The organism is Streptomyces sp. AC1-42W, from assembly GCF_003248355.1.
Lineage (GTDB): Bacteria > Actinomycetota > Actinomycetes > Streptomycetales > Streptomycetaceae > Streptomyces.
In genome coordinates, this window is the sequence record NZ_QKWY01000001.1 from 1,635,153 (window position 1) to 1,659,358 (window position 24,206).

At 72.0% G+C, this 24,206-nt stretch carries 18 protein-coding genes and 1 pseudogene; 11 read left to right on the top strand and 8 right to left on the bottom strand.

Translation table 11 applies throughout. The features are described 5' to 3' along the window. Positions 1 to 58: 58 nt before the first annotated feature. The 5 genes and pseudogenes from DNK56_RS07410 to alc form a co-directional block, all read left to right on the top strand. A pseudogene (locus DNK56_RS07410) lies at positions 59 to 250 on the top strand (hypothetical protein); the annotation flags it as partial. Beyond that, on the top strand, positions 251 to 2,428 hold the full coding sequence (malQ, locus tag DNK56_RS07415; RefSeq protein WP_111331619.1) for a 4-alpha-glucanotransferase: 2,178 nt from the start codon (positions 251 to 253) through the stop codon (positions 2,426 to 2,428). It begins immediately after the preceding pseudogene. A gap of 57 nt (positions 2,429 to 2,485) precedes the next feature. Beyond that, complete coding sequence (locus tag DNK56_RS07420) at positions 2,486 to 2,716, top strand: hypothetical protein (protein ID WP_443064228.1); 231 nt, start codon at positions 2,486 to 2,488, stop codon at positions 2,714 to 2,716. A gap of 34 nt (positions 2,717 to 2,750) precedes the next feature. Beyond that, positions 2,751 to 3,701: a LysR substrate-binding domain-containing protein gene (locus DNK56_RS07425; RefSeq protein WP_111331623.1), complete on the top strand. Its 951-nt coding sequence runs from the start codon at positions 2,751 to 2,753 to the stop codon at positions 3,699 to 3,701. A 59-nt stretch (positions 3,702 to 3,760) separates the two neighbouring features. Next, positions 3,761 to 4,900, top strand: a complete 1,140-nt coding sequence (gene alc, locus DNK56_RS07430) for an allantoicase (protein ID WP_111331625.1) — start codon at positions 3,761 to 3,763, stop codon at positions 4,898 to 4,900. 263 nt (positions 4,901 to 5,163) lie between these two features. Here alc and pepN (DNK56_RS07435) read toward each other — a convergent pair whose 3' ends face one another. The 4 genes from pepN (DNK56_RS07435) to pepN (DNK56_RS07450) form a co-directional block, all read right to left on the bottom strand. After that, entirely contained in the window at positions 5,164 to 7,740 is a 2,577-nt protein-coding gene (gene pepN, locus DNK56_RS07435) for an aminopeptidase N (protein ID WP_111331627.1), read from the bottom strand. Between the two features lie 118 nt (positions 7,741 to 7,858). Further along, entirely contained in the window at positions 7,859 to 8,887 is a 1,029-nt protein-coding gene (locus DNK56_RS07440; protein WP_111331629.1) for an aspartate-semialdehyde dehydrogenase, read from the bottom strand. Between the two features lie 359 nt (positions 8,888 to 9,246). Continuing rightward, positions 9,247 to 12,558 carry a S8 family serine peptidase gene (locus DNK56_RS07445; protein WP_199563825.1) on the bottom strand — a complete coding sequence of 1,104 codons (3,312 nt, stop codon included), beginning with the start codon at positions 12,556 to 12,558 and terminating at the stop codon, positions 9,247 to 9,249. 208 nt (positions 12,559 to 12,766) lie between these two features. After that, entirely contained in the window at positions 12,767 to 15,388 is a 2,622-nt protein-coding gene (pepN, locus tag DNK56_RS07450; RefSeq protein ID WP_111331631.1) for an aminopeptidase N, read from the bottom strand. A 132-nt stretch (positions 15,389 to 15,520) separates the two neighbouring features. On the opposite strand from pepN (DNK56_RS07450), the gene DNK56_RS07455 reads away from it, so the two are divergent. Further along, positions 15,521 to 16,171 carry a mycothiol-dependent nitroreductase Rv2466c family protein gene (locus DNK56_RS07455; protein WP_111331633.1) on the top strand — a complete coding sequence of 217 codons (651 nt, stop codon included), beginning with the start codon at positions 15,521 to 15,523 and terminating at the stop codon, positions 16,169 to 16,171. Positions 16,172 to 16,294: 123 nt separating this feature from the next. Beyond that, the gene (locus DNK56_RS07460) at positions 16,295 to 17,212 is read left to right on the top strand and encodes a DUF4232 domain-containing protein (RefSeq protein WP_111331635.1); all 918 of its coding nucleotides are present in this window, start codon (positions 16,295 to 16,297) and stop codon (positions 17,210 to 17,212) included. Here the strand turns inward: DNK56_RS07460 and DNK56_RS07465 are convergent. The 3 genes from DNK56_RS07465 to DNK56_RS07475 all read right to left on the bottom strand — a co-directional run bounded on the left by DNK56_RS07465 (position 17,203) and on the right by DNK56_RS07475 (position 20,365). Then, entirely contained in the window at positions 17,203 to 18,168 is a 966-nt protein-coding gene (locus tag DNK56_RS07465; RefSeq protein ID WP_111331637.1) for an aldo/keto reductase, read from the bottom strand. The genes DNK56_RS07460 and DNK56_RS07465 overlap by 10 nt on opposite strands. A gap of 94 nt (positions 18,169 to 18,262) precedes the next feature. Then, on the bottom strand, positions 18,263 to 19,102 hold the full coding sequence (locus tag DNK56_RS07470) for an MOSC domain-containing protein (RefSeq protein ID WP_111331640.1): 840 nt from the start codon (positions 19,100 to 19,102) through the stop codon (positions 18,263 to 18,265). 48 nt (positions 19,103 to 19,150) lie between these two features. Continuing rightward, positions 19,151 to 20,365 (bottom strand): RNA-guided endonuclease InsQ/TnpB family protein, encoded by a 1,215-nt coding sequence (locus DNK56_RS07475; RefSeq protein ID WP_111331643.1) that lies wholly within the window; start codon positions 20,363 to 20,365, stop codon positions 19,151 to 19,153. A 50-nt stretch (positions 20,366 to 20,415) separates the two neighbouring features. Between DNK56_RS07475 and tnpA the strand changes: the two genes are divergently transcribed. Then, positions 20,416 to 20,844 (top strand): IS200/IS605 family transposase, encoded by a 429-nt coding sequence (gene tnpA / locus DNK56_RS07480; RefSeq protein WP_111331645.1) that lies wholly within the window; start codon positions 20,416 to 20,418, stop codon positions 20,842 to 20,844. A gap of 241 nt (positions 20,845 to 21,085) precedes the next feature. Here the strand turns inward: tnpA and DNK56_RS07485 are convergent, their stop codons facing one another. Further along, positions 21,086 to 21,727, bottom strand: coding sequence for a superoxide dismutase (locus DNK56_RS07485; RefSeq protein ID WP_111331647.1), 642 nt, complete (start codon positions 21,725 to 21,727; stop codon positions 21,086 to 21,088). Positions 21,728 to 22,097: 370 nt separating this feature from the next. Between DNK56_RS07485 and DNK56_RS07490 the strand changes: the two genes are divergently transcribed. The 3 genes from DNK56_RS07490 (at position 22,098) to DNK56_RS07500 (ending at position 24,189) form a co-directional block, all read left to right on the top strand. Beyond that, positions 22,098 to 22,691: a biotin transporter BioY gene (locus tag DNK56_RS07490; protein WP_111331648.1), complete on the top strand. Its 594-nt coding sequence runs from the start codon at positions 22,098 to 22,100 to the stop codon at positions 22,689 to 22,691. A gap of 123 nt (positions 22,692 to 22,814) precedes the next feature. Next, positions 22,815 to 23,303, top strand: coding sequence for a ribose-5-phosphate isomerase (locus DNK56_RS07495; RefSeq protein WP_111331650.1), 489 nt, complete (start codon positions 22,815 to 22,817; stop codon positions 23,301 to 23,303). A 76-nt stretch (positions 23,304 to 23,379) separates the two neighbouring features. Then, positions 23,380 to 24,189, top strand: a complete 810-nt coding sequence (locus DNK56_RS07500) for an Fpg/Nei family DNA glycosylase (RefSeq protein WP_111331652.1) — start codon at positions 23,380 to 23,382, stop codon at positions 24,187 to 24,189. Positions 24,190 to 24,206: the final 17 nt, after the last annotated feature.

Here is a 24,206-nt window from a genome sequence, read left to right on the forward strand (position 1 = left end):
CGGCGTCCGCTGGGTAGGCCGTCACTGTCCTGTTCTCCACGGCCAGGAGGCCACCATGCCCGCCACCGCGCAGCTCCCGCTCTCCGACCTCCCCCAACAGGCATCCGGCGCCATACCCCTGACCAGCGAGCCCCCGCTCGCCGAGGCCACCCCCCTGACCAGCGAGCCGCCGCTCGCCGTCCTCGCCCCGCTGACCAGCGAACCGGCCGCGACCGGTTGCGCGTGGGGCCCGGAGTCCCCAGGAGTCTGAATGGGCCTGTCCCGGCTCGCCGCCCTGCACGGCGTCGCCACCTCCTTCTCCCCGCCCTCCGGCCCCACCGCGCCGGTGCCCGAGAGCACGGTCGTCGCCGTGCTCGGCGCGCTCGGCGTGGACGCCACCACACCCGAGGCGGTACGGGCCGCGCTCGCCGCCGCCGAGTCGGCGGCCCGCGCCCGGCTCCTCCCGGACACGGTGGTGGTCTGGTCCGGCGAACCGCTGCCGCCCGCGCTCACCGGCCTGCCGACCGGCACGGAACTGACGGTCGGGCCGCCGGACGGGGCGCGGGGGAGCGGCGGGGCACGGGAGGCACCGATGCGGGTGCCCGCCGGGGAGCCCGGACCCGATGCCGGACCCGGTGCCGCATCCCGGTCCGCCGGGGAGCCCGGACCGTCCGGCCACCCCTGGTGGACCGAACCCCCGCTCGGCGTCCACCGGCTGACCGCCCGCGCCCCGGACCACCGGGAGCAGCGCTGCGCACTCGTCGTCGCCCCGCCCCGCGCCCCGCAGCCCCCCGGCCGGGGCCACGGCTTCCTCGTCCAGCTCTACTCCCTGCTCTCCGGCCGCTCCTGGGGCATGGGCGACCTCGGTGACCTCGCCGACCTCGCCTCCTGGTCCGGCCGCCGGCTCGGCTGCGGCTTCGTCCAGGTCAACCCGCTGCACGCGGCGGTCCCCGGCGCCCCCACCGACCCCTCGCCCTACCGCCCCTCGTCCCGGCGCTTCCCGGACCCGGTGCACCTGCGCGTCGAGTCCGTCCCGGAGTACGGCCACGTCCCCGACCCGGCCGCCCTCGACGCGCTGCGCCGCAAGGGCGCCCGGCTGCGGGAAGCCGTCCTGGACAAGGGCGCCCTCATCGACCGGGACGCCGTACGGGACCTCAAGCGCCAAGCCCTCGACCTGATCCTCGCCGTCCCCCTCACCCCCGGCCGGCACGCCGCGTACTGCGACTACCTCGCCCGCCAGGGCCGGGCCCTGGAGGACCACGCCCTGTGGTGCGCGCTCGCCGAGGCGCACGGCCCCGACTGGCGCGGCTGGCCGGACGGGCTGCGCGACCCGCGCTCCGACGCCACCGCCCGCGCCCGCGCCGAACTGCTCGACCGGGTCGACCACCACTGCCGGCTCGCCTGGCTCACCGACACCCAGCTCGCCGAGGCCCAGCGCGCCGCCCTGGACGCCGGGATGACCGTCGGCATCGTCCACGACCTCGCGGTCGGCGTGCACCCCTCGGGCGCCGACACCTGGGCCCAGCAGGACACCTTCGCCCACGGCATGTCCGTCGGCGCGCCCCCCGACGCCTTCAACGCGCGCGGCCAGGACTGGGGCCTGCCCCCCTGGCGCCCCGATGCCCTCGCCGCGAGCGGCTACGCCCCCTTCCGGGACCTGCTGCGCGGCCTCCTCGCCCACGCGGGCGCCCTGCGCATCGACCACGTCATGGGCCTGTCCCGGCTCTGGTGGGTGCCCGAGGGCCGCCCGCCCACCGAGGGCACCTACGTCGGCTACGACGCGGAGGCCATGCTCGCCGTCCTGGTCCTGGAGGCGCACCGGGCCGGCGCGGCCGTCATCGGCGAGGACCTCGGCACGGTCGAACCCGGAGTCCGCGAGGCGCTCGCCCGGCGCGGCGTGCTCGGCACCTCGGTGCTCTGGTTCGAGCGGGACTGGGCGGGCGACGGCCGGCCCCTCGCCCCCGAGCGCTGGCGCGCCGACTGCCTGGCCACCGCCACCACCCACGACCTGCCCTCCACCGCGGCCCGGCTGACCGGCGACCATGTGACGCTGCGCCACCGGCTGGGCCTGCTCACCGGCCCCCCGGACGAGGAACACCGGCGGGACGGCGCCGAGACGGCCGAGTGGCTGGCCCTGTTCACCCGGCTCGGACTGCTCCCCGAGGGCGCCCCCGGCCCGCTCCCCGGAGGCGGCGACGAGGAGGCGGCCGTGCGCGCCGTCCACCGCTTCCTGCTGCGCACCCCCGCCCGGCTCACCGGGATCTGGCTGCCCGACACCATCGGCGACCGCCGCCCGCAGAACATCCCCGGCACCTGCGACGAGTACCCCAACTGGCGGCTGCCCGTCGCCGACGCGGAGGGCCGCCCCGTCACCCTGGAACAGCTCGCCGCCTCGCCCCGGCTGCACCGCCTGATGGACGTACCGCACCCGGCGGGGGGAGGCAGCTGAGCGCCCGTACGGCACCCCGGACGCGCGGCCCGCGCGGGCGTTCGCTACGTTGGCACCGTGGACAAGAAGAACGCTATGCGCGCCGGCGCCGTCGCCGCCGGAACGACGCTGATGATGCTGCTCATGTCGTCCCCCGCGCTCGCGCTCACCCGCGACGACGGCGACGACCCGGGCCCGGGCCTGAGCGTGCTCGACACCCTCGGCCTGTACGTCGCGGCGCCCATCGTCCTGTTCGCCGTCATCACGGGCCTGGTCATGGTCCTCGACAAGTCGAAGAAGCAGGTCTGACCCACCTGCCCGGCGGCCGGGGCCGGTCGCGGCCATGACCGAGTGGGACGTCAAGAAGCTCCGCATCCTGCGCACCCTGCGCGACCGGGGCACGGTCACCGCGACCGCCGACGCCCTGCTGATGACCCCGTCCGCCGTCTCCCAGCAGCTCTCCAACCTGGCGAAACAGCTCGGCGTGCCACTCCTGGAGGCCCAGGGCAGGCGGGTGCGGCTCACCGACGCCGCCCATCTCGTCCTGCGGCACGCCGAGGCGGTCTTCGCCCAGCTGGAGCGCGCCGACGCCGAACTGACCGGCTATCTGCGCGGCGAGGCGGGCGAGGTGCGCGTCGCCGCGTTCGCCACCGCCGTCCCCGCCCTGGTCGTCCCCGCCGTGCAGCTGCTGCGCACGGCCGGCCGCCCCGGCCCCGACGTCCGGGTGCGGGAGGCGGAGGCCGCCCGCGCGTACGAACTGCTCGCCGCCGCCGAGGCCGATCTGGCCCTGTCGCTGGCCGCCGACGCCCCCGCGTCCTGCGACCCCCGGTTCACCGTGCTGCCGCTGCTCGCCGACCCGCTCGACGTGGCCCTGCCCGCCGGCCATCCGCTCGCGGACGCGTCCGGACTGCGGCTGGCCGACCTTGCCGCCGAGCCCTGGATCTACGGCGGCTCGGGCCCCTGGTCGGAGATCACCCGCTCCGCGTGCCGGGCGGCGGGCTTCGTACCCGCCCGGGCGCACAGCGCGTCCGGCTGGACGGCGATCCTCGCCATGGTCGCGGCCGGCATGGGCATCGCCCTGGTCCCGCGCATGGCCTCGGCGGAACGGCACGGCCGGGAGGGCGTGGTGATGCGGGCCCTGGACGCGGACCGGCCCCGGCGCCATGTCGTCGCCGCCGTCCGGCGCGGGGGCGAGGACGCCCCGGCCGTCGCCCGGGTCCTCGCCGCCCTGCGCGAGGCGGCGCGGCCGTACGACGACCCCGCGACCGACCGGCGGACCATTCGGGAATCCTGAACGGTTCGTGCGGAAACTTTCGATGGACCTACGTGCTTCCGGCGTACGACAGTGGGCCCATGACCACCGAACAGGATGAGACCCGGCACGACGATCCCCACGCCAACGACGCGGCCCCCTACGGCGGTGGCGACCCCTACGCCGACTACCGCACCGCCGACCTCCCCTTCACCGACCTCGTGGACCTCGCCGACCGGCGGCTCGGCGCGGGCGTGATCGCCGCCAACGACGAGTTCTTCGCCCAGCGCGAGAACCTCCTCCTGCGCGAACGCGCGGTCTTCGACCCCGAGCGCTTCGGCCACAAGGGCAAGATCATGGACGGCTGGGAGACCCGCCGCCGGCGCGGCACCGACGCCGCCCATCCGTTCCCTGCCCCCGACGACCACGACTGGGCCCTGATCCGCCTCGGCGCCCCCGGCATCATCCGGGGCATCGTCGTCGACACCGCCCACTTCCGGGGCAACTACCCGCAGCGCGTCTCGGTCCAGGCCACCTGCGTGGACGGCGCGCCCGGCCCCGACGAGCTGCTCGCCGACGACGTGAAGTGGGAGGAGATCGTCCCGCCGACCCCCGTACGCGGCCACGCCGCCAACGGCTTCGAGGTCACCGGCGGACGCCGCTGGACCCACATCCGGCTCTGCCAGCACCCCGACGGCGGCATCGCCCGCCTGCGCGTGCACGGCGAAGTGGTCCCCGACCCGTCCTGGCTGGCCGCGCTCGGCACCTTCGACCTGATCGCGGTCCTCAACGGCGGCAGCTACGAGGACGCCTCGGACCGCTTCTACTCCTCGCCGACCCAGATCATCCTGCCCGGCACCTCCCGCAAGATGGACGACGGCTGGGAGAACCGCCGCCGCCGGGTCCGCGGCACCAACGACTGGGTCCGCTTCCGGCTGCCCGCCCAGGGCGCCGTCCGCGCGGTCGAGATCGACACCGCCTGCCTCCTGGGCAACGCGGCCGGCTGGATCGCCCTGCACGGCCGGGACGGCGAGGACGGCGACTGGTTCGAGATCATCCCGCGCACCCGGCTCCAGCCCGACACCGTCCACCGCTTCCCGCTGCCGGAGGAGGCCGTGGTCACCCATGTCCGGCTGGACGCCTTCCCGGACGGCGGGGTCGCCCGGATGCGCCTGCACGGCTCCCTCACGGAGACCGGCGCCGCCGAACTGGCCGCCCGCCACGAGGCGTCCCGCGCCTGACGGACCCGGGCACGGACAAGGGGCACCCCTCCCGAGGGGTGCCCCTTAAGGCCGACCGGCGAATGGGGGGCGGCGTCGCGGGGCTGGGCACGCACTCCCCCAAGCTCTCGGCTTCGCTCGACCAGGGAGGGGCCCCCTCCGGCGTTGTCGTCAATCACCATGGCTCCGCCATGCCTCAATCCTCCGCCTTGCAGCCGCACGCGCCCAGCCCCGCTCCTTCACCCACCCCCCATTCGCCGGTCGGCCTTACTCACACGTACCGGTTACGCGGTCGCGGCCGCCGCGTCCGCCTCCCGCGCCCGCAGCGCGCGCTCCACGCCCGAGCGGGACTCCGAGATCAGCCGGCGCAGACCCGCGCCCGGCTCGGCCGCGGCCAGCCAGGCGTCCGTCGCGTCCAGGGTCTCCCGCGAGACCTGGAGCGCCGGGTACAGGCCGACGGCGACCTGCTGGGCCATCTCGTGGCTCCGCGAGTCCCAGACACCCTTCACCGAGGCGAAGAACTTCTCCGCGTACGGGGCCAGCAGCTCGTGCTGGTCGGTCTGCACGAAGCCCGCGATGACCGCCTCCTGGAGGGAGTTCGGCAGCTTGTCGGACTCCACGACCGACGCCCACGCCTCGGCCTTCGCCTCCTCGGTGGGCCGCGCCGCACGGGCGGAGGCCGCGTGGCGCTCGCCCGCCGCCGTCCGGTCCCGCGCGTACTCGGCGTCGATCTCCTCCTCGTCGATCAGGCCGGTGGCCGCGAGCCGCTGCACGAACGACCAGCGCAGCTCGGTGTCCACGGCCAGGCCCTCGATCGCCTCGGCGCCGTCGAGCAGCGCGCGCAGCAGGTCCAGCTGCTGCGGGGTGCGGGCGGTGGCCGCGAAGGCGCGCGCCCAGGCCAGCTGGTGGTCGCTGCCCGGCTCCGCCGCGCGCAGGTGCGCGAGCGTCGCCTCGGTCCACTGCGTCAGGCCCGCCTCGCGCCACTCCGGCGTCGCGTACAGGTCGATCGCCGTCTTGACCTGGCGGTGCAGCGACTGCACCACACCGATGTCCGACTCCTTGCCGATCCCGGCCAGCACCAGCGCCAGGTAGTCGCGGGCGGCCAGCTCGCCGTCCCGCGTCATGTCCCAGGCCGACGCCCAGCACAGGGCGCGCGGCAGCGACGCGGTGAAGTCGCCCAGGTGCTCCGTGACGACCCGCAGGGACTCCGCGTCCAGGCGGACCTTCGCGTACGACAGGTCGTCGTCGTTGAGCAGGACGACCGCCGGGCGCGCCGTGCCGGCCGGGAACGGCACGGCGGTGCGCTCGCCGTCCACGTCCAGCTCGATCCGGTCCGTACGCACCAGGCTGCCCCCGGCATCCAGGTCGTAGCAGCCGATCGCGATCCGGTGCGGGCGCAGCGTCGGCTCCCCCTTGGCGCCGGCGGGCAGCGCGGGCGCCTCCTGGAGCACGCTGAACGAGGTGACGTGACCGTTCTCGTCGGTCTCGATCTCCGGGCGCAGGACGTTGATGCCGGCCGTCTCCAGCCACGCCTTCGACCAGGTCTTCAGGTCGCGGCCGGAGGTCTCCTCCAGCGCGCCCAGCAGATCGGTCAGCCGGGTGTTGCCGAAGGCGTGCGCCTTGAAGTACGCCTGCACGCCCTTGAAGAACTCGTCCATGCCGACGTACGCCACGAGCTGCTTGAGGACGGAGGCGCCCTTGGCGTACGTGATGCCGTCGAAGTTGACCAGGACGTCGTCCAGGTCGCGGATGTCCGCCATGATCGGGTGCGTCGAGGGAAGCTGGTCCTGCCGGTAGGCCCAGGTCTTCATGGAGTTGGCGAACGTGGTCCACGAGTGCGGCCAGCCGGAGCCCTCCGCGTACGCGAGGCAGGCGACCGAGGTGTACGTGGCGAACGACTCGTTCAGCCAGAGGTCGTTCCACCACTCCATCGTGACGAGGTCGCCGAACCACATGTGGGCCAGCTCGTGCAGGATGGTCTCGGCCCGCGTCTCGTACGCCGCGTCCGTCACCTTGGACCGGAACACGTACTGGTCGCGGATGGTGACCGCGCCCGCGTTCTCCATCGCGCCCGCGTTGAACTCGGGGACGAAGAGCTGGTCGTACTTGGCGAACGGGTAGTCGTAGTCGAACTTCTCCTGGAACCAGTCGAAGCCCATCCGGGTCACGTCGAAGATCGCGTCCGCGTCCAGGAACTCGGCCAGCGAGGGCCGGCAGTAGATGCCCAGCGGAACGGTCCGGCCGTCCTTCTCGTAGCTGCTGTGCACCGAGTGGTACGGACCGGCGATCAGCGCGGTGATGTACGTGGAGACGCGCGGCGTCGGCTCGAAGGACCAGACGTCGTCCTTCGGCTCCGGCGTCGGCGAGTTGGAGATCACGGTCCAGCCGGCCGGGGCCTTTACGGTGAACCGGAAGGTCGCCTTGAGGTCCGGCTGCTCGAAGCTCGCGAAGACGCGGCGCGCGTCCGGGACCTCGAACTGGGTGTAGAGGTACGCCTGCTCGTCGACCGGGTCGACGAAGCGGTGCAGGCCCTCGCCCGTGTTGGTGTACGCGCAGTCGGCGACGACCTTCAGCTCGTTGGCACCGGCCTGCAGGTGGGGCAGGGCGATCCGGGAGTCGCGGAACACCGCCGCGACGTCCAGCGCCCTGCCGTTCAGCTCGACCTCGTGCACCGCGGGGGCGACCAGGTCGATGAAGGTCTCCGCACCGGCTTCGGCGGAGTCGAAGCGCACGACGGTGACGGACCGGTAGGTCCCGCCCTCCTGCGCTCCGGAGAGGTCGAGATCGATCTCGTACGCGTCCACGGTCAGCAGGCGCGCCCGCTCCTGTGCCTCTTCGCGGGTCAGATTCGTGCCAGGCACGCGGTCATCTCCTTGCTCTGCGATGTTTCCGGCCATCCTTCCACGAGCCCCCGCGCCTGTCCGCAGCGCCGGACGGGGCCGGAAATCCGGCCCTGTCCGGCGCTCGGGAACGACCGGTTCAGCCGCGCAGTTCGGCCGCGACCAGCTCCGCGATCTGGACCGCGTTCAGCGCCGCGCCCTTGCGCAGGTTGTCGTTGGAGACGAACAGCGCCAGACCGTTCTCCGCGGTCTCGTCGTTGCGGATGCGCCCCACGAAGGAGGCGTCCTTGCCCGCGGCCTGGAGCGGCGTGGGGATCTCGGACAGCTCGACGCCCGGCGCGTCCTTGAGGAGCTCGTACGCGCGCTCCACGCCGATCGGGCGGGCGAAGCGGGCGTTCACCTGGAGCGAGTGGCCGGAGAAGACCGGGACGCGGACACAGGTGCCGGAGACCTTCAGGCCGGGGATCTCCAGGATCTTGCGGGACTCGTTGCGGAGCTTCTGCTCCTCGTCCGTCTCGAAGGAGCCGTCGTCCACGATGGCGCCGGCCAGCGGCAGCACGTTGAAGGCGATGGGGCGCTTGTAGACGCCGGGCTCGGGGAAGTCCACGGCCGCGCCGTCGTGCGTGAGCTTGTCCGCGTCGGCGACGACCTTGGACGCCTGGCCGTGCAGCTCGGCGACACCGGCCAGGCCGGAGCCGGAGACCGCCTGGTACGTGGCGACGGTCAGCGCTTCGAGCCCCGCCTCCTCGTGCAGCGGGCGCAGCACGGGCATGGCGGCCATCGTGGTGCAGTTCGGGTTGGCGATGATGCCCTTGGGGCGGTTCGCGATCGCGTGCGGGTTGACCTCGGAGACGACCAGCGGGACCTCGGGGTCCTTGCGCCAGGCCGAGGAGTTGTCGATCACCACGGCGCCCTGCGAGGCGACCTTCTCGGCGAGCGCCCTGGAGGTGGCGCCGCCGGCCGAGAACAGCACGATGTCCAGCCCGGTGTAGTCGGCGGTCGAGGCGTCCTCGACGGTGATCTCGCGCCCCTTCCACTCGATGGTGGAGCCGGCCGAACGCGCGGAGGCGAACAGCCGCAGCTCGTCGGCCGGGAACTCGCGTTCGGCCAGGATGCTGCGCATGACTGTGCCGACCTGACCGGTGGCGCCGACGATTCCGACCTTCACAGGAACTCCCTCAGACGTACGAACAGACATGATGCCGCTTCCTCACCACATCTTCGCAAACGGATTTCGGTCCTGAGAGCCGGGCGGGTTCGCGGCCGTTTGGTGACATGCCGAGCGGCGCGGTAAGTTCCAGCCCTGCCCGCGGGCAGCGGTCAGGGCTTGGCCGTCGCCCGGTTCTTCAGCCGGGCGAGAAGCCGCCTCGTTCGCGAGGAGGAGGAGTCACGATGCGTATGTCCACGGGGCATGCATCCAAACCGATTGCCCGGTTCGGCGGGCGGCGGGTGACAGACAGATGGGGCGGGTGCCCGGTGAGCACCCGCCCCACTGCCTTGACAGATCACATGTTCGACACGGTGTGACTACGGGGTGACGTTCCGGATCACCACGCTGCCGGTGCCCGCCGCGGTGCCGCGCGCGTTCACCAGGCTGACCTCACCGAAGAACTGCCGGCCCTCGGGGGCCGCGCCGGCCACCTTCACCTCGGCGCCGACCTCGGCGGACTCGCCGGCGGCCAGGTTCACGGCCTTCGACTCGTCCACGGAGATGGTGCCGAGCGCCGCCGAGTAGTAGACGTCGCGGTAGTCGTACTCGGTGGTGCCGGCCGGGACGTCGTAGCCGTCGATCAGGACGGTGTACGTGCCGGCGGCCGGCTTCAGCAGGCTGACGGACTCCTCGGAGCCCGCCGTGGTGGAGGCGCCCACCTCGGCGGAACCCTTGTACACGTACAGGTCGAGGTCGGCGTTGGCGTCGGTGGTGCCGCCGATGGCGACGTCCAGCTTCTCGACGCCCTCACCGATGGTGACCTCCTTGACGTACGTGCCACCGGTGGAGATCGACGGGCGCTCCACGGCCGCCGAGCCCAGCGAGCCGCCCTTGAGGTGCGCCTCCAGGGGCCCCGCGTTGTTGGTGACCGTCCAGTCGACCGCGGCCGGGGTGCCGATCTTCGCCTCGGCGATGGTCTGCACCGCCGGGTCGAAGGTCGCGCCGAGCAGCGCCACGTTCAGCCGGTACGGGTTGTCCAGCAGCGGCGAGGTGCGCCGCGCCTCGACCTCGATCTCCCAGACACCGGGCTGCGGGTCGGCGTAGGAACGCGCGTCCGGGCGGCAGGTGTTGGCCGGGTTCTCGTAGTTCGGGTAGCAGTACGGCGTACCGCTGTTGTCCACCGGCACCCCGTACGGGTGGATGGAGATGAAGCGGGTCTGGCTGCCCGAGCGCAGGGCGCCCAGCGAGACCTCCAGGGTCTTGGCGCCCTCCGGCACGGTCACGAAGTACGACGTGGTGCTGTTGCGCTGCACCGTGCCGGACGTCGTGTACGCGTAGGACGGCTTCGCCAGCTCCTTGGAGACGACGACCGTGGTGAGGATCTGCTGGTCGGTGCCGGCGGTCTTCCTGTCGTCGAGCTGGAGGATCGCGCTGTGCACGCCCGCGGTGCGCGGCTTCGCCTGGACCTTGACGGTGACCGGCTTGCCGAGCGGCAGCGAGACCTTCTTGGGGCCGACGATCCGGAAGGTGCCGTCGCCGTACTTCCAGGAGAGCTTGTGCGCGACGTCGCGGTCGGGGCCCGTGGTGCGGGTGACCGTGATGTCGTAGGTCTTCTTCTGGCCCGCCTTCAGGCCGCCCTCGCGGTCGTAGAGGCCGGTGCCGAAGCCCGGGGTCTTCAGCGCGAAGTCGATCGCGGTGTCCACCGGCGCCTTGACGGTGTACTCGTGCGCCGGGGCGCCCTTCCGGGAGATCAGCTTCCAGGCGTCCACGATGTCGATCAGACCGGCGCCCTGGGCGTGCGCGGGCACTCCCTTGATCTTGGTGGCGGTGCTGGTCAGCGCGGTGCGCAGGTCGGCCGGGGGCAGCTCGATGTGCTTCCGCTTCGCGGCGGACAGCAGCAGCGCGGCGGCGCCGGCGGCCTGCGGGGAGGCCATCGACGTGCCCTGGAGCATCGAGTAGCCGGCGGGCAGCGAGTAGCCGGCCTCCTTGACCGGGCCGCCGGGCAGCCAGGTCTGCGTGGAGTTGATGGCCGCGCCGGGGGCGGTCAGGGTCGGCGCGAATCCGCCGTCCTCACGCGGGCCGCGCGAGGAGAACGGCATCATGTCGTACTTCTTGGTGACGCCGGAGCCGTAGTTGGCGGCCCAGGTCTCCTTGGAGATGGACGCGCCGACCGAGATGACGTGGTCGGCGAGGCCGGGGTCGCCGATGGTGTTGACGCCGGGGCCGTCGTTGCCGGCCGAGATGACCAGCTGGACGCCGTAGATGTCCACGAGCCGCTTGTACAGCTCGGCGCGGGCGTTGTTGCCGTCGTTCAGCGGCGGCAGACCGCCGATCGACATGTTGACGATGTCCACGCCGCGGTTCACGACGAGGTCGATCATGCCCTCGGTGAGCGCGATGTTGGTGCAGCCGCCGGACCAGGTGCAGGCGCGCGAGGAGACGATCTTCGCGCCGGGCGCGGCACCGTCCATCTTCCCGCCGAACAGGCCGTTGGCGGCGGTGATGCCCGCGACGTGCGTGCCGTGCTCGGACTCGATGACGCCGATGGAGACGAAGTCGGCGGTGTCGCCCGCCGCGTTGTAGACGACGTCCGCGCGGTTCTCGACGACGAACGGGATGCGCTCGACCACATCGGTGCGCGGGTCGTCCTTGCCGAAGTAGGAGACCTGGTGCTTCTCCTTGTACGGCTTGAGCGCGGTGTCGTCGCGGAAGTCCGCGTTGCCGTTCAGGTCGACGCGGGAGGTGCCGGTGACCGGGTCGTAGAGGACGGCCCAGGTGTCGGTGGTGTCGCCGTCGCGGTTCAGGTCGCCCGCCATGTCGCCGCCCTTGGTGGCGGCCTCGGCGAACACGCTGATCCGGTACGAGCCCTTGGGCGCGTTGTACGTACGCCCCTTGTACGTGAACACCGGGCCGGAGACGGCGTCCGTCATCCGCAGCCAGGTGCCGTCGCCGTCGCTCACCGGGTCGGTGGCGGTCACCCAGTCGACGATCTTGCGCTCGCCGGTGGTGGTCTTCTGCAGCGCCGGGTGGGCGACGTCCACGCCCGAGTCCAGCACGCCGATGGTGATCCCGCGGCCGTCCGCCTTGGGGTGCTGCCGCACGAAGTCGACCGCGCCCGTCTCGAAGGACGGGTTGTACGGGTTCTTCGCCGGGGTCTTCCTGCCCGGCGCCGGGTAGCTGCCGGTGGACTTCGTGCGCGCCTTGGCGCCGGTGGCCCGGTCGGCCGCGGGCGTCGGGTCGTCCAGCATGATCTCCTGCTTGAGATCGATGCCGTGGACGGAGCTGAGCTTCGACGCCGCCTTGATGGTGGCCTCGGCGGCGGAGGTCGGCACGGTCGCCCGGACGTAGCCGAGCCTGTCGTAGGCGAGGCCCAGCACGGAGCCCTTGACGGCGTCCAGCTGCTTGGTGACCTGCTCGGTCGCGCCGGGGGCGGTCGCGACCATCATGGTGACGTTCTTCTCGCCCTTGGCCTTGGCCTTGGTCAGGACCTCGGCGTCGGCGGTGCCCAGCTTGTCGGCCGGAGCGGCGGCACCGGCCTCCTTGACGGGTGAGCCTGACGGGTCGTCGGCGGCGAGGACGGGGGCCATACCGGAGGCGGCCAGCGCGGCCGCCAGACCGGCGACGGCCGCCACCCGGGCCGCTCGTCTCGCTCCGGATATGGAGCCGGGGGATTCGGAGGTCATCAGCATCCCTGTATGTGAAAGAGAGAGTCCGGAAATCGGTACCGGATGACCGCTCACCCTTTCGTAAATGACAGGGGTTTGTGGAGAGTTGTGGGGGACTTGTTGAGTACATGGCGTAATCCCGCCACTGGTGCCGAAGCGTCAGACGGGACGAACGGGCCGATACGCCACGCGTACCGACCCGCCCGTCCCGCTCGCCCCGCCCGTGACTCCGTTACGCCACCGAGTCCACCGCCTGCGCCCGCAGAGCGCGCGCCAGGTCGTCGCGGGACTCCAGGACCAGCCGCCGCAGCGCCGGCGCCGCGTCCGCGTGCGATTCCAGCCAGGCGTCGGTCGCCTCCAGCGTCGCCGGGTCGTCCTGGAGCGACGGGAACAGGCCCCGCACCACGGCCATCCCGATCTGGATCGACCGGTCCGCCCACACCCGCTCGATCGCCTCGAAGTACCGCTCGGCGTAGGGCGCCAGCAGCTCCCGCTGCGAGGACTGCTCGAAGCCCGCGATCGTGGCCTCCACCAGCGCGTTGGACAGCGCGTCCGACTCCACGACGTCCGCCCACGCCCGCGCCTTCACCTCGGCGGACGGCCGGGACGCCAGGCACCGCACCCGGTGCCGCTCGCCGGACGCCGTGTCGTCCCGCGCCAGCTCCGCGTCCACCGCCGCCTCGTCGGCCACCAGATGCGAGACCAGCGGCGACAGGAACGCCCAGCGCAGCTCCTGGTCCACGTCCAGCCCGTCGATCCGGGCGGACCCGTCGAGCAGCCCGGACAGCAGCTGGAAGTCGGTGTCCGACGCGGCCACCGACGCGAAGAACCGGGCCCAGGCCAGCTGGTGCTCACTGCCGGGCTCCGCGAGCCGCAGTTCGCCGAGCGCGCCCTCGGCCAGCGCCCGGCCGCCCTCCTCGCGCCACGCGGGCGCCGCGTAGTGCGTCAGCGCGCCGCGCGTCCAGGCGTGCAGCATCTGGAGCACGCCGATGTCCGTCTCGCGCCCCGCGAACGCCAGCACCAGGGACACGAAGTCACGGGCCGGCATCAGCCCGTCCCGGGTGAGGTTCCACAGCGCCGACCAGCACAGAGCACGGGCCATGGGGTATCCCCTGCTCGAAGAGCTTGGGGAAGGGTCCGTGATGTCGCCCAGATGCGCCCGCAGCGTGGCCAGCGACACCTCGTCGAACCGCACCTTGCAGTACGTCAGGTCGTCGTCGTTGACCAGGATCAACTCGGGCCGCTCGGCCCCGGCCAGCTCCCCGATCACCGTGCGCGGGCCCGACACGTCCGCCTCGGCACGCGCGTAGCGCACCAGCGCGCCCTCGGCGTCGCGCCGGTACAGGCCCACGGCGACCCGGTGCGGCCGCAGCTCCGGGTGGGACTCGGCGGCCTCCTGGAGGACGGCCAGCTCGGTGATCCGGCCGGCCGCGTCGTACGTCGCCACCGGGGTCATCGAGTTGACGCCCGCGGTCTGCAGCCAGGAGCGCGACCACGCGGTCATGTCCCGCCCGGACGTCTCGGACAGCACCGACAGCAGGTCCCCGAGCGTGGTGTTGCCGTAGGCGTGCTTCTTGAAGTAGCGCCGGGCGCCCTCCAGGAACGCCTCCCGGCCCACGTACGCCACCAGCTGCTTGAGCACCGAGGCGCCCTTGGCGTACGTGATGCCGTCGAAGTTCAGCTTGGCGTCCTCCAGGTCACGGATGTCGGCCGTGATCGGGTGGGTGGACGGCAGCTGGTCGGCGCGGTACGCCCAGGACTTGCGGTTGTTCGCGAAGGTGATCCAGCCGTCCTCGAAGCGGGTCGCGCCGGTCATCGCGAAGACGCCCATGAAGTCCGCGAAGGACTCCTTCAGCCACAGGTCGTCCCACCACCCCATCGTGACGAGGTCCCCGAACCACATGTGCGCCATCTCGTGCAGGATGACGTTGGCCCGGCCCTCGTACGCCGCCTGCGTCACCTTGCCGCGGAAGATGTACTCCTCGCGGAACGTCACACAGCCCGGGTTCTCCATCGCGCCGAGGTTGTACTCCGGCACGAACGCCTGGTCGTACTTCCCGAACGGGTACGGGTAGTCGAAGTTGTCGTGGAAGAAGTCCAGGCCCTGCTTGGTGATCAGGAAGACGTCGTCGGCGTCGAAGTGCTTGGCGAGCCCCTTGCGGCACATCGCGCCGAGCGGGATCTCCAGCGTCGTGCCGTCCTCGAAGGTCCGGCTGTAGGAGTCCGTCACGTAGTGGTACGGACCGGCGACGACCGCCGTGATGTACGTGGAGATCGGCTTCGTCTCCGCGAACCGCCACACCCCGCCCTCGCGGGACTCCTCCGCGCCGTTGCTCCACACCGTCCACTCCGCGGGCGCCGTCACCCGGAAGCGGTACGGGGCCTTGAGGTCGGGCTGCTCGAAGTTGGCGAAGACGCGGCGCGCGTCCGCCGGCTCGTACTGGGTGTAGAGGTAGACCTCGCCGTCCTCCGGGTCGACGAAGCGGTGCATGCCCTCGCCGGTCCGGCTGTACGCGCACTGCGCGTCGACCACCAGGACGTGCTCGCCCTCCGACAGGTCCGCCAGCGTCACCCGCGCCCCGTCGAACACGGCGGCCGGGTCCAGCTCGGCACCGTCCAGCGTCACCGCGCTGACGGACGGGGCGATCAGGTCCGCGAAGGTGGACGCGCCGCCGCGCCGCGTGCGGAACCGGATCGTCGTCACCGAGCGGAAGGTCAGCGGGCCCCGGGCCCGGTCGTCCCGGCCGGGGTCACCGACCGCCGAACGGACGTCGAGTTCGACGTCGTAACCGTCGACGGTCAGCAGCTCCGCTCGCTCGCGGGCCTCGTCGCGGGACAGGTTCTCGCCGGGCACGGCACACTCCTTTGTGTCACGTTCGAATAGTTTGATCCTCGCATGCCGCCTCCCGGAGTCGCGGGCGGGAATGGCCGGAGCGTCGTCCGGTGTTCTCGCGCACGGAGCGTTCGGTCCAGTTCGAGGAGAGAGATGTCTGACAACAGCACGGCGAGCGGCAGGACCCCCGTCGACTTCTGGTTCGACCCGGTCTGCCCCTGGGCCTGGATGACCTCCCGCTGGATGCTGGAGGTGGAGAAGGTCCGCGACGTCGAGGTCCGCTGGCACGTCATGAGCCTGTCCGTGCTCAACGAGGACCGGATCGACGAGCTGCCGGAGGAGTACCGCGACATGCTGGAGAACAAGGCGTGGGGCCCGGTACGGGTCGTCGTCGCCGCCCAGCAGAAGCACGGCGACGAGGTGGTCGGCCCGCTCTACACCGCGCTCGGCACCCGCATCCACAACCGGGGCGAGGGCGTCACCCCCGAGGCCGTCGAGGCCGCGCTGAAGGACGTCGGCCTGCCCGTCGAACTGGCCGCGTACGCGGACTCCGACGCCTACGACACCGAACTGCGCGCCTCCCACCGGGAGGGCATCGAGAAGGTCGGCCAGGAGGTCGGCACCCCGGTCATCGCCGTACCCGGCCCGGACGGCGGACAGATCGCCTTCTTCGGCCCGGTCGTCACCCCCGCGCCCAAGGGCGAGGAGGCCGCGAAGCTCTGGGACGGCACCCTGATGGTCGCCTCCATCCCCGGCTTCTACGAGATCAAGCGCACCCGCACCCAGGGCCCGGTCTTCGACTGAGCACACCCCCGTGCGCGGGCCCGGCCGTCCGGCGGCCGGGCCCGCGCCGTCTGTGACGCCACCGTGACGCGATATGTGACCTGTTGCACAGCACCTCCCGGTGCGCTTTGATCTTCTGAACGGATGCGCCCCGCCCCCGTCCTCGCCCTGTGTGCCGCCCTCGCGAGCACCGCGCTGCTCACCGGCTGCGGGAAGGAGACGGCCGCCAAAGCCGCGCCCGCCGCCACCTGCGCCTCCCTCGCCCCGGTCCCCGACCCGGCCGGCCGGACCTGGGACGACGTCCGGGTCATCAGCGGCGAGTGCGGGCCCTCCGGCGCCCCCTCCACCGGGTACGAGGTCACCAACAACGACGACGAACCGCTCACCTACACCATCACCTTCACCCTGGTGAACGGCTTCGGCGAGGCCATGGACAGCGTCACGCGCACCGTCGAGGCGGTGAAGCCCGGCCAGACCGTGCGCCGCCCCCTCGACACGGACGAGGGCCCCGGCTCCGCGCGCGGCCACCGGGCCCGGATCACCAAGGTCCGCGCCGTCCCGGCGAACGGGGCGCCCGGCGGGACGGACGCCTGCCCGCTCTCCGGGGTCCGCGTCACCAACGACGAGGGCAACGCCGCGATGGGCCTGCGCGTCGTCGGCATCCACCTGGTCAACTGCTCCACCGCCGACTACCGCCTGAACGGCTACCCCGCGCTGCGGCTCCTGGGCGAGGACCGCGAGCCGGTGACCGGTGTGGACATCCTGCGCGGCACCGACAAGATCTCCAGCGGCATCGGCGGCGACCCCTCGCCCCGCCCTGTCACACTGCGGCCCGGCGAGAGCGCCTACGCCAACCTCGCCTGGCGCAACACCACCACGGCCGGCGACCCGGTCGACGCCCCCTACGTCGAGGTCACCGCCAGGCCCGGCGCCGAACCGGTGACCGTCACCCCGGAACTGGACCTCGGGACCACCGGCCGGCTCGGCGTCGGCCCGTGGACGAAGACCCCGGAGGACCGGCAGCCGCGACCGGACCAGAGGCCGGGCGCCTCTCAGGAGTAGAAGTCGCGCTGCCAGCGGTGCTTCGCCAGCACCGCCAACTGCTCGGCGGTCAGCGGTCGTCCGTCGCCGACGGCGGTGTTGCGCTCCACGTTGCGCACGCTGCGCATGCCCGGGATGACGGTCGAGACGGCCGGGTGGCTCAGGACGAACCGCAGCGCGTGCTCGGCGATCTCGTCCTGCCCGATGCCCAGGTCCGCGACGATCGCCGCGACGCGCCGCTCGACCTCGGCCGGGCGGTCGTCGCGGAAGTAGCGGTTGCGCCAGTCGCCCTCGGGGAACGTCGTGTCCGCGGTGATCCGGCCGGTCAGCCCGCCCTCGTCCAGCGCGACCCGCACGACGACCCCGACGCCGTACTCCTGACAGGCCGGCAGCAGCGCGTCGGCGGGGGACTGGTCGAACACGTTGTAGATGACCTGCACGCTGTCCACCGCACCGCTGCGCACCAGTGCGAGGGCGCTGTCGGGCGCGTGGTCGTTGACGGAGACCCCGAACAGCCGGATCTTGCCCTCCCGCTTCAGCGCGGCGACCGTCTCCAGCCAGTCCCCGCGCCCCAGCCACTCGTCGTTCCAGACGTGGAACTGGAGCACGTCGAAGTGGTCGAGGCCGGAGGCGGCGAGGCTGGTCTCCAGACTGGCGCGGATGTGCTCGCCGGGGAACGCGTCCGCCGGGTCCGTGCCGTCGGCCGCCGGCCACACCCCGTTCTTCGGCGGCACCTTGGTCGCGACGAGCACCCCGTCACCGGCCCGCGCGCGCACGACCTCCCCGACGATGCGCTCGCTCTCGCCGTAGCCGCGCGCCGTGTCGATCAGGTTCACGCCGAGGTCGACGGCCCGGTTCAGGGCGCGCAGCGACTCGTCCCGACTCGCCCCCACCCAGCTCGACTCGCCGATGCCCCAGGCTCCGTAGCCGATCTCCGACACCGAAAGTCCGCTGCGTCCCAGCTCGCGGTAGCGCACAGTCATCCTCCACGTCGTCGTCCCGTTCACACGGGGAACATCGGCACGACGATAGGAGAGCGGGCCGCGCGCGGCAGCCGGTTTTACGGGGGGTTCAGCCGGCCACCGCGCTGTGCACGGAGACCGGGTCGCCGACCCGCACCACGCCCTCGCGGACCACCGCGTTCTTCGTGCCGAAGCTGAGCTTGTTGCCGTACTCGGGCTCCTTGCGGTACGTGGCCAGCGTGCGCACCGGCTCCGGGCCCGCGCGGAGGCCGGTGCGCTGGTCCACGAGCGGGACGTTGCACCGCAGCGCCCGTACCGAGTAGGCGAGTTCGGCGGTGCCCACGGCCATCCCGGCCACCCGGTCCTCGAAGTGCGGTTCGCCGTCGCCGGCCAGCACGATGTTGGGCCGGAAGCGGTTCATGGGGACGGGCGCGGCGTCGCCCCGCTCCGCGATGCGGGCGTTGAGCCCGGCCAGCGAGGCCGTCGAGGTGACCAGGACCGCGTGCGCGTCGGCGAAGTTGACCTTGCCGGGGGTCTCGCCCCAGCCGTCGCGGTCGAAGCCGGGGACCACCCGTACCAGCCGGGACGCGGCCCCGAGCGCCTCGGAGAACCACTCCGCCGCCGCGTCGCCCTGGTCCACGGCGGGCCCGAGGGCCCTGCCGAACATGCTGACCTCGCGGCGCGGCCCGTCCGGGTCGACCTCCAGGCGCAGTGTCCCGGGCCCCTCGGCGGACAGGGCGAGGGCCGCCCCCGAGTCCAGGACGCGGACGCCGATCGCGGCCATCGCGGGGTGGGTGCGCTGGCTGCGGAACGCGCCGTCGGCCGCGGCGACCACCATGAACGTCCGGTCGTGGGCGAGGCCGGTGACGGTGACGCGGGCGGATTCCACCGAGGTTCCGGCGCAGCCCTTGACCGGGTAGTGGACCAACTCGTGGACGGTGATAGTCATGAAGTGCTCCTCGTGACTCCTCCCCCTCGTGAGCAAGGGGGCTTCTCGCTATGCCTGGTTGGCGTCGCGGCGGACCAGCCCGGCCCGTAGAACGTTGAGTGCGCCCACCGTGTCGGCGTGCGCGTTGTGGCCGCACGTCTGGCAGTGGAACTTCTCCTGTGTGGGCCGGTTCTCCTTGGCGATGTGCCCGCATTCGGGGCACCGTCGTGAGGTGTCGCGGGGGTCCACGGCCATCACTTCCCGCCCGGCGCTCTCAGCCTTTGCGTTCAGGATCGCGAGGAACCCCCCCCACCCGGCATCAGCGATCGAGCGGTTCAGCCCGGCCTTGGACGAGGCCCCGTTGGGCAGGAAGCCGCCCGGCGTCCCGGGGTCGGGCTTCGGCGCGGGGGCCTTGCTCATGTTGCGGATCTTGAGGTCTTCGTGCGCGATGAAGTCGTGCTCACGGACCAGGCCCAGCGCGGTCTTGTGCGCGTGGTCGAGGCGCCGACGACGCACCTTGCCGTGCAGGGCCGCGACCTTCTCCACGGCGCGCTGATGATTGCGGGTGCGGTCCTTGGCCTTGCGGCGTGGGAAGCGGCTGAGCGCCTGCTGTGCCGCTTCGAGCTTCTTGGCGGCCTTGCGGGCGTAGCGCGGGTTTGCGATGTGCCCACCGCTGGACATGGTGAGGAACGAGGCGATACCCAGGTCGATGCCGACCGCGCTGCCCGTCGTGGGAAGCGGTTCGGGCTGTTTCTGCTCGGCAGTGAGCACGACGAACCACTTGCGGCCCTCACGCTTGACCGACACGGTCTTGACCTTGCCGACCACCGCGCGGTGCTGGTTGACCTTGACGTGCCCGACACCCTGGAAGCGGACGCGGGTGACAGGATCGTGCGGGGTGGAGCCCCACCGGCAGCCGTCGCCGTCCTTGGGGAAGTCCACCGTGTCGAACCAGTTCACGCCCCGGAACCTGGGACAACCAGGCGTATCGCCGGACTTGATCCGGCGGAAGAACGCGGCGAACGCCTTGTCCAGACGACGAAGCGTCGCCTGCTGCGAGGAGAAGGACCAGCGTCCCTGACGCTCCGGATCGAACACCCGGATCTCCCTGAGCTGCGCGGACTGCCGCCCGTACGTGACGCTCGTCCTCGAAACGTGCCGGTAGGCGTCACGGCGTTCCTGCAAGGCCCCGTTGTAGAGCGAGCAGTGATCACGCAGCATCTCGCCGAGCGCGACCGCCTGGCCCACGGTGGGCCGCATGAGGAACTTATACGCACGGATCACCCAGCCCACTCCCTTCGGTCAAGCCAGCTCGATCACCATACAGTTGGCGTATGTCACCACGCTGGGAACCAAACCCCGACATCCGCACCGGACGTCACGTAATCTATAGCCTCCACGCACACTTGGTGTTTGTTACGAAATACCGGCGTGATGTGTTCGATGACCACATGCTCAAGCGGTGTGAAGAGATCATGCGGGAGGTATGCGGCAGCTTCGGGGCCGAGCTGCGCGAGTTCAACGGCGAAGCCGACCATGTCCACCTGCTGGTGCACTACCCGCCGAAGGTTGCCCTGTCGAAGCTGATCAACTCACTCAAGGGCGTCAGCTCCCGGTATCTGCGGGCGGAGTACGCCGACCGGATCAACCGGACCGGCATCGGCTCGGTGTTCTGGTCCCGCTCCTACTTCGCCGGGTCCTGCGGCGGTGCACCGCTGGCCGTGATCCGCCAGTACATCGACGGACAGAAGCGACCCGTCTGACCCTCACTCCAGGGACGCAGGGAACCCCGGCGCCGCGCGCCTCCGATCCGAGGACGCGTTTCCCTTCCCGGCCGAAACCAGGGATACCTACGCAAGATCAGGGATGGCGGGCATCATGGCAGCCGCCGGGGCAACAAGGAGGGCCCCCGTCCGTCACGTCCGGGCGGGGGCCTCCTCTTCAACCGCCTGCCTGGTGAAGGGTGAGAAGACGATCACGAGGCAGGACGTTCGGGGTGCCCGGTCAGGGGGCGAGCAGCAGGACGTCCGCGCGCTCCTTGGCGGCGGCGTAGCGCCTGGCCACGTCCTGCCAGTTGACGACGGCCCACATCGCCTCGATGAAGTCGACCTTCTGGTTCTTGTACTGGAGGTAGAAGGCGTGCTCCCAGGCGTCGAAGACCAGGATCGGCGTGGAGCCCTGGCCGACGTTGCCCTGGTGGTCGTAGACCTGCTCGACGATCAGCTTGCCGCTGACCGGCTCGTAGGCGAGGACGCCCCAGCCGGAGCCCTGGGTGGTGGCCGCCGCCTTCGTCAGCTGGGACTTGAAACCGGCGAAGGAGCCGAAGGACTCGGTGATCGCGTCCGCGAGGTCGCCGACGCCGTCCGCCGCGAGGGGCTCGCCGCCGCCGTCACCGGTCATGTTGTGCCAGTAGATGGAGTGCAGGATGTGGCCGGACAGGTGGAAGGCGAGGTTCTTCTGGAGGCCGTTGATCGCTCCCCACGCCTCCTTGTCGCGCGCCTCCTCCAGCTGCTCCAGGGTGTCGTTGGCGCCCTTCACATAGGCGGCGTGGTGCTTGTCGTGGTGCAGCTCGATGATCTGCGGATTGATGACCGGTTCGAGCGCGGCGTAGTCGTACGGGAGTTCCGGGAGCGTGTACGTGGCCATTGGTTTCGAACCCTCCAACTGCTGACAAGTTGTTATTGCAATCACTATGCAAGAGCAGGCTAACAGCAGAAGTGCCGAACTCCGGGTCGGTCCTTGGGCTTAGGCCCCCGTACCGGCGTGTCGCGCTTTTGGAGGGAGTGCACAGTCACGGGCCCGTGCCCCTCCCCGCGCCGGAGCGGCGGAATCCATCCCCACCTTCGTGACCAGCGTCACCCCCCGCGGTGATTGCGCCGCACTTCTTGTGCGAATTCCACCAACGGCCCAACCGCCGCTTTGTGGGCCGCCGATGGTGATCGAGCACGGCTCAGTCGGCTAACGTCACGATCAGTCCGTCCCCAGCCGTCCCACCCTCACCCCGCGGAGTCCCCCGATGAGCACTGCTGCCGCCCCCGCCCGCACCGGAGCGGTCCTCGCCGATCTGCTCCCCGCCGCCCGGCACCGCTACGCCGTGGACGCCGCGCTGGTGCTCGGCGGCGCCGCGCTCACCGGCATAGCCGCCCAGATCGCCGTGCCCGTCCCCGGCTCCCCGGTCCCGGTCACCGGCCAGACCTTCGCGGCCCTCCTCGTCGGCACCGCGCTCGGCGCCCGCCGGGGCTTCCTCTCCCTCGCCGTGTACACGCTCGTCGGCATGGCGGGCATGCCGTGGTTCTCGGCCGGCAGCTCCGGTGCCGGCGGCGCCTCCTTCGGCTACGTCCTCGGCATGCTCCTGGCCGCCACCGTCGTCGGCGGCCTCGCCCGGCGCGGCGGCGACCGCTCGGTCCTGCGCACCGCCGGGACGATGGTCCTCGGCTCCGCGATCATCTACGCGGTCGGCGTGCCCTACCTCGCCCTGGCCACCGGCATGTCGGCGAGCGCGGCGATCGCCGCGGGCCTGACGCCGTTCCTGCTCGGCGACGCGCTGAAGGCCGCCCTCGCCATGGGCGCGCTGCCGGCCGCCTGGAAGCTCCTGGGCAGCCGCGGCTGACCCGTACCGACTCACCGAGAGGCCCGCCGGACCCCCGGCGGGCCTCTTCGCGTCCCTGCCCGCCTTCGGGCACGCCGCCCCCCGTCGTCGGCGGCCCCGCGCCGCACGTGCCACACTCCTCCCATGCGCGTGTACCTCGGATCGGACCATGCCGGTTACGAACTCAAGAACCACCTCGTCGAGTGGCTCACGGCTCAGGGCCACGAAGCCGTCGACTGCGGCCCCCACGTCTACGACGCCCAGGACGACTACCCGCCGTTCTGCCTCCGGGCCGCCGAGAAGACGGCCGCCGACCCGGACAGCCTCGGCATCGTGATCGGCGGCTCCGGCAACGGCGAGCAGATCGCGGCCAACAAGGTCAAGGGCGTCCGCGCCGCGCTCGCCTGGAGCGAGCAGACCGCCGCCCTCGGCCGCGAGCACAACGACGCCAACGTGATCTCCATCGGCGGCCGGATGCACACCGTCGAGGAGTCCACCAAGTTCGTCGAGATCTTCCTCGCCACCCCGTACTCCGGCGAGGAGCGGCACACCCGCCGCATCGACATGCTCACCGCCTACGAGAACACCGGCGAACTCCCCCCGATCCCCGCCCACCACCCCCAGCAGGGCTGACCGACTTCCTGTGCCGCCGGTCCGCCCGGCGGCACAGCCATGTCCGGACCCCGCACCAGCCAGGAGACCCGCCACCGTGCCCGAGGGACACACGATTCACCGCCTCGCCGCGGACCACCGCGAGCGCTTCGCCGGCCGGCCGGTCCGGGCGAGCAGCCCGCAGGGCAAGTTCACGGACAGCGCCGCCCTGCTCGACGGACAGGTCCTCGACACCGCCGACGCCCACGGCAAGCACCTCTTCCTCGGCTTCGGGGACACCGGCTGGGTCCACATCCACCTCGGCCTGTTCGGCAAACTGGGCTTCGGTACGGTGCCGGCCCCGCCGCCCACCGACACCGTCCGGCTGCGCCTGCTCAACGACGCGCACCACGCCGACCTGCGCGGCCCCACCACCTGCGCCCTGATCACCGACGCCGAGAAGGCCGCGATACACGACCGGCTCGGCCCCGACCCGCTGCGCGACGGCGAGGACGGCGAACGGGCCTGGCAGCGGATCTCCCGCAGCCGGATCACCGTCGCCGCCCTGCTGATGGACCAGAAGGTCATCGCGGGCGTCGGCAACGTCTACCGCGCCGAAGTGCTCTTCCGGCACGGCATCGACCCCTACCGCGCGGGCCGGGACCTCACCCGCCGCGAGTGGGACGAGATCTGGGCGGACCTGTGCGCACTGATGCGCGAGGGCGTACGCCACAACCGCATCGACACCGTCCGCCCCGAGCACCTGCCCGAGGCCATGGGCCGCCCGCCGCGCGTCGACGACCACGGCGGCGAGGTGTACGTCTACCGGCGCGCCCGCCAGGCCTGCCACATCTGCGGCACCGAGATCCGTACCGCCGACCTCGCCGCCCGCAACCTCTTCTGGTGCCCCGGCTGCCAGACCGCGTGACACCTCTCGCCCACCCG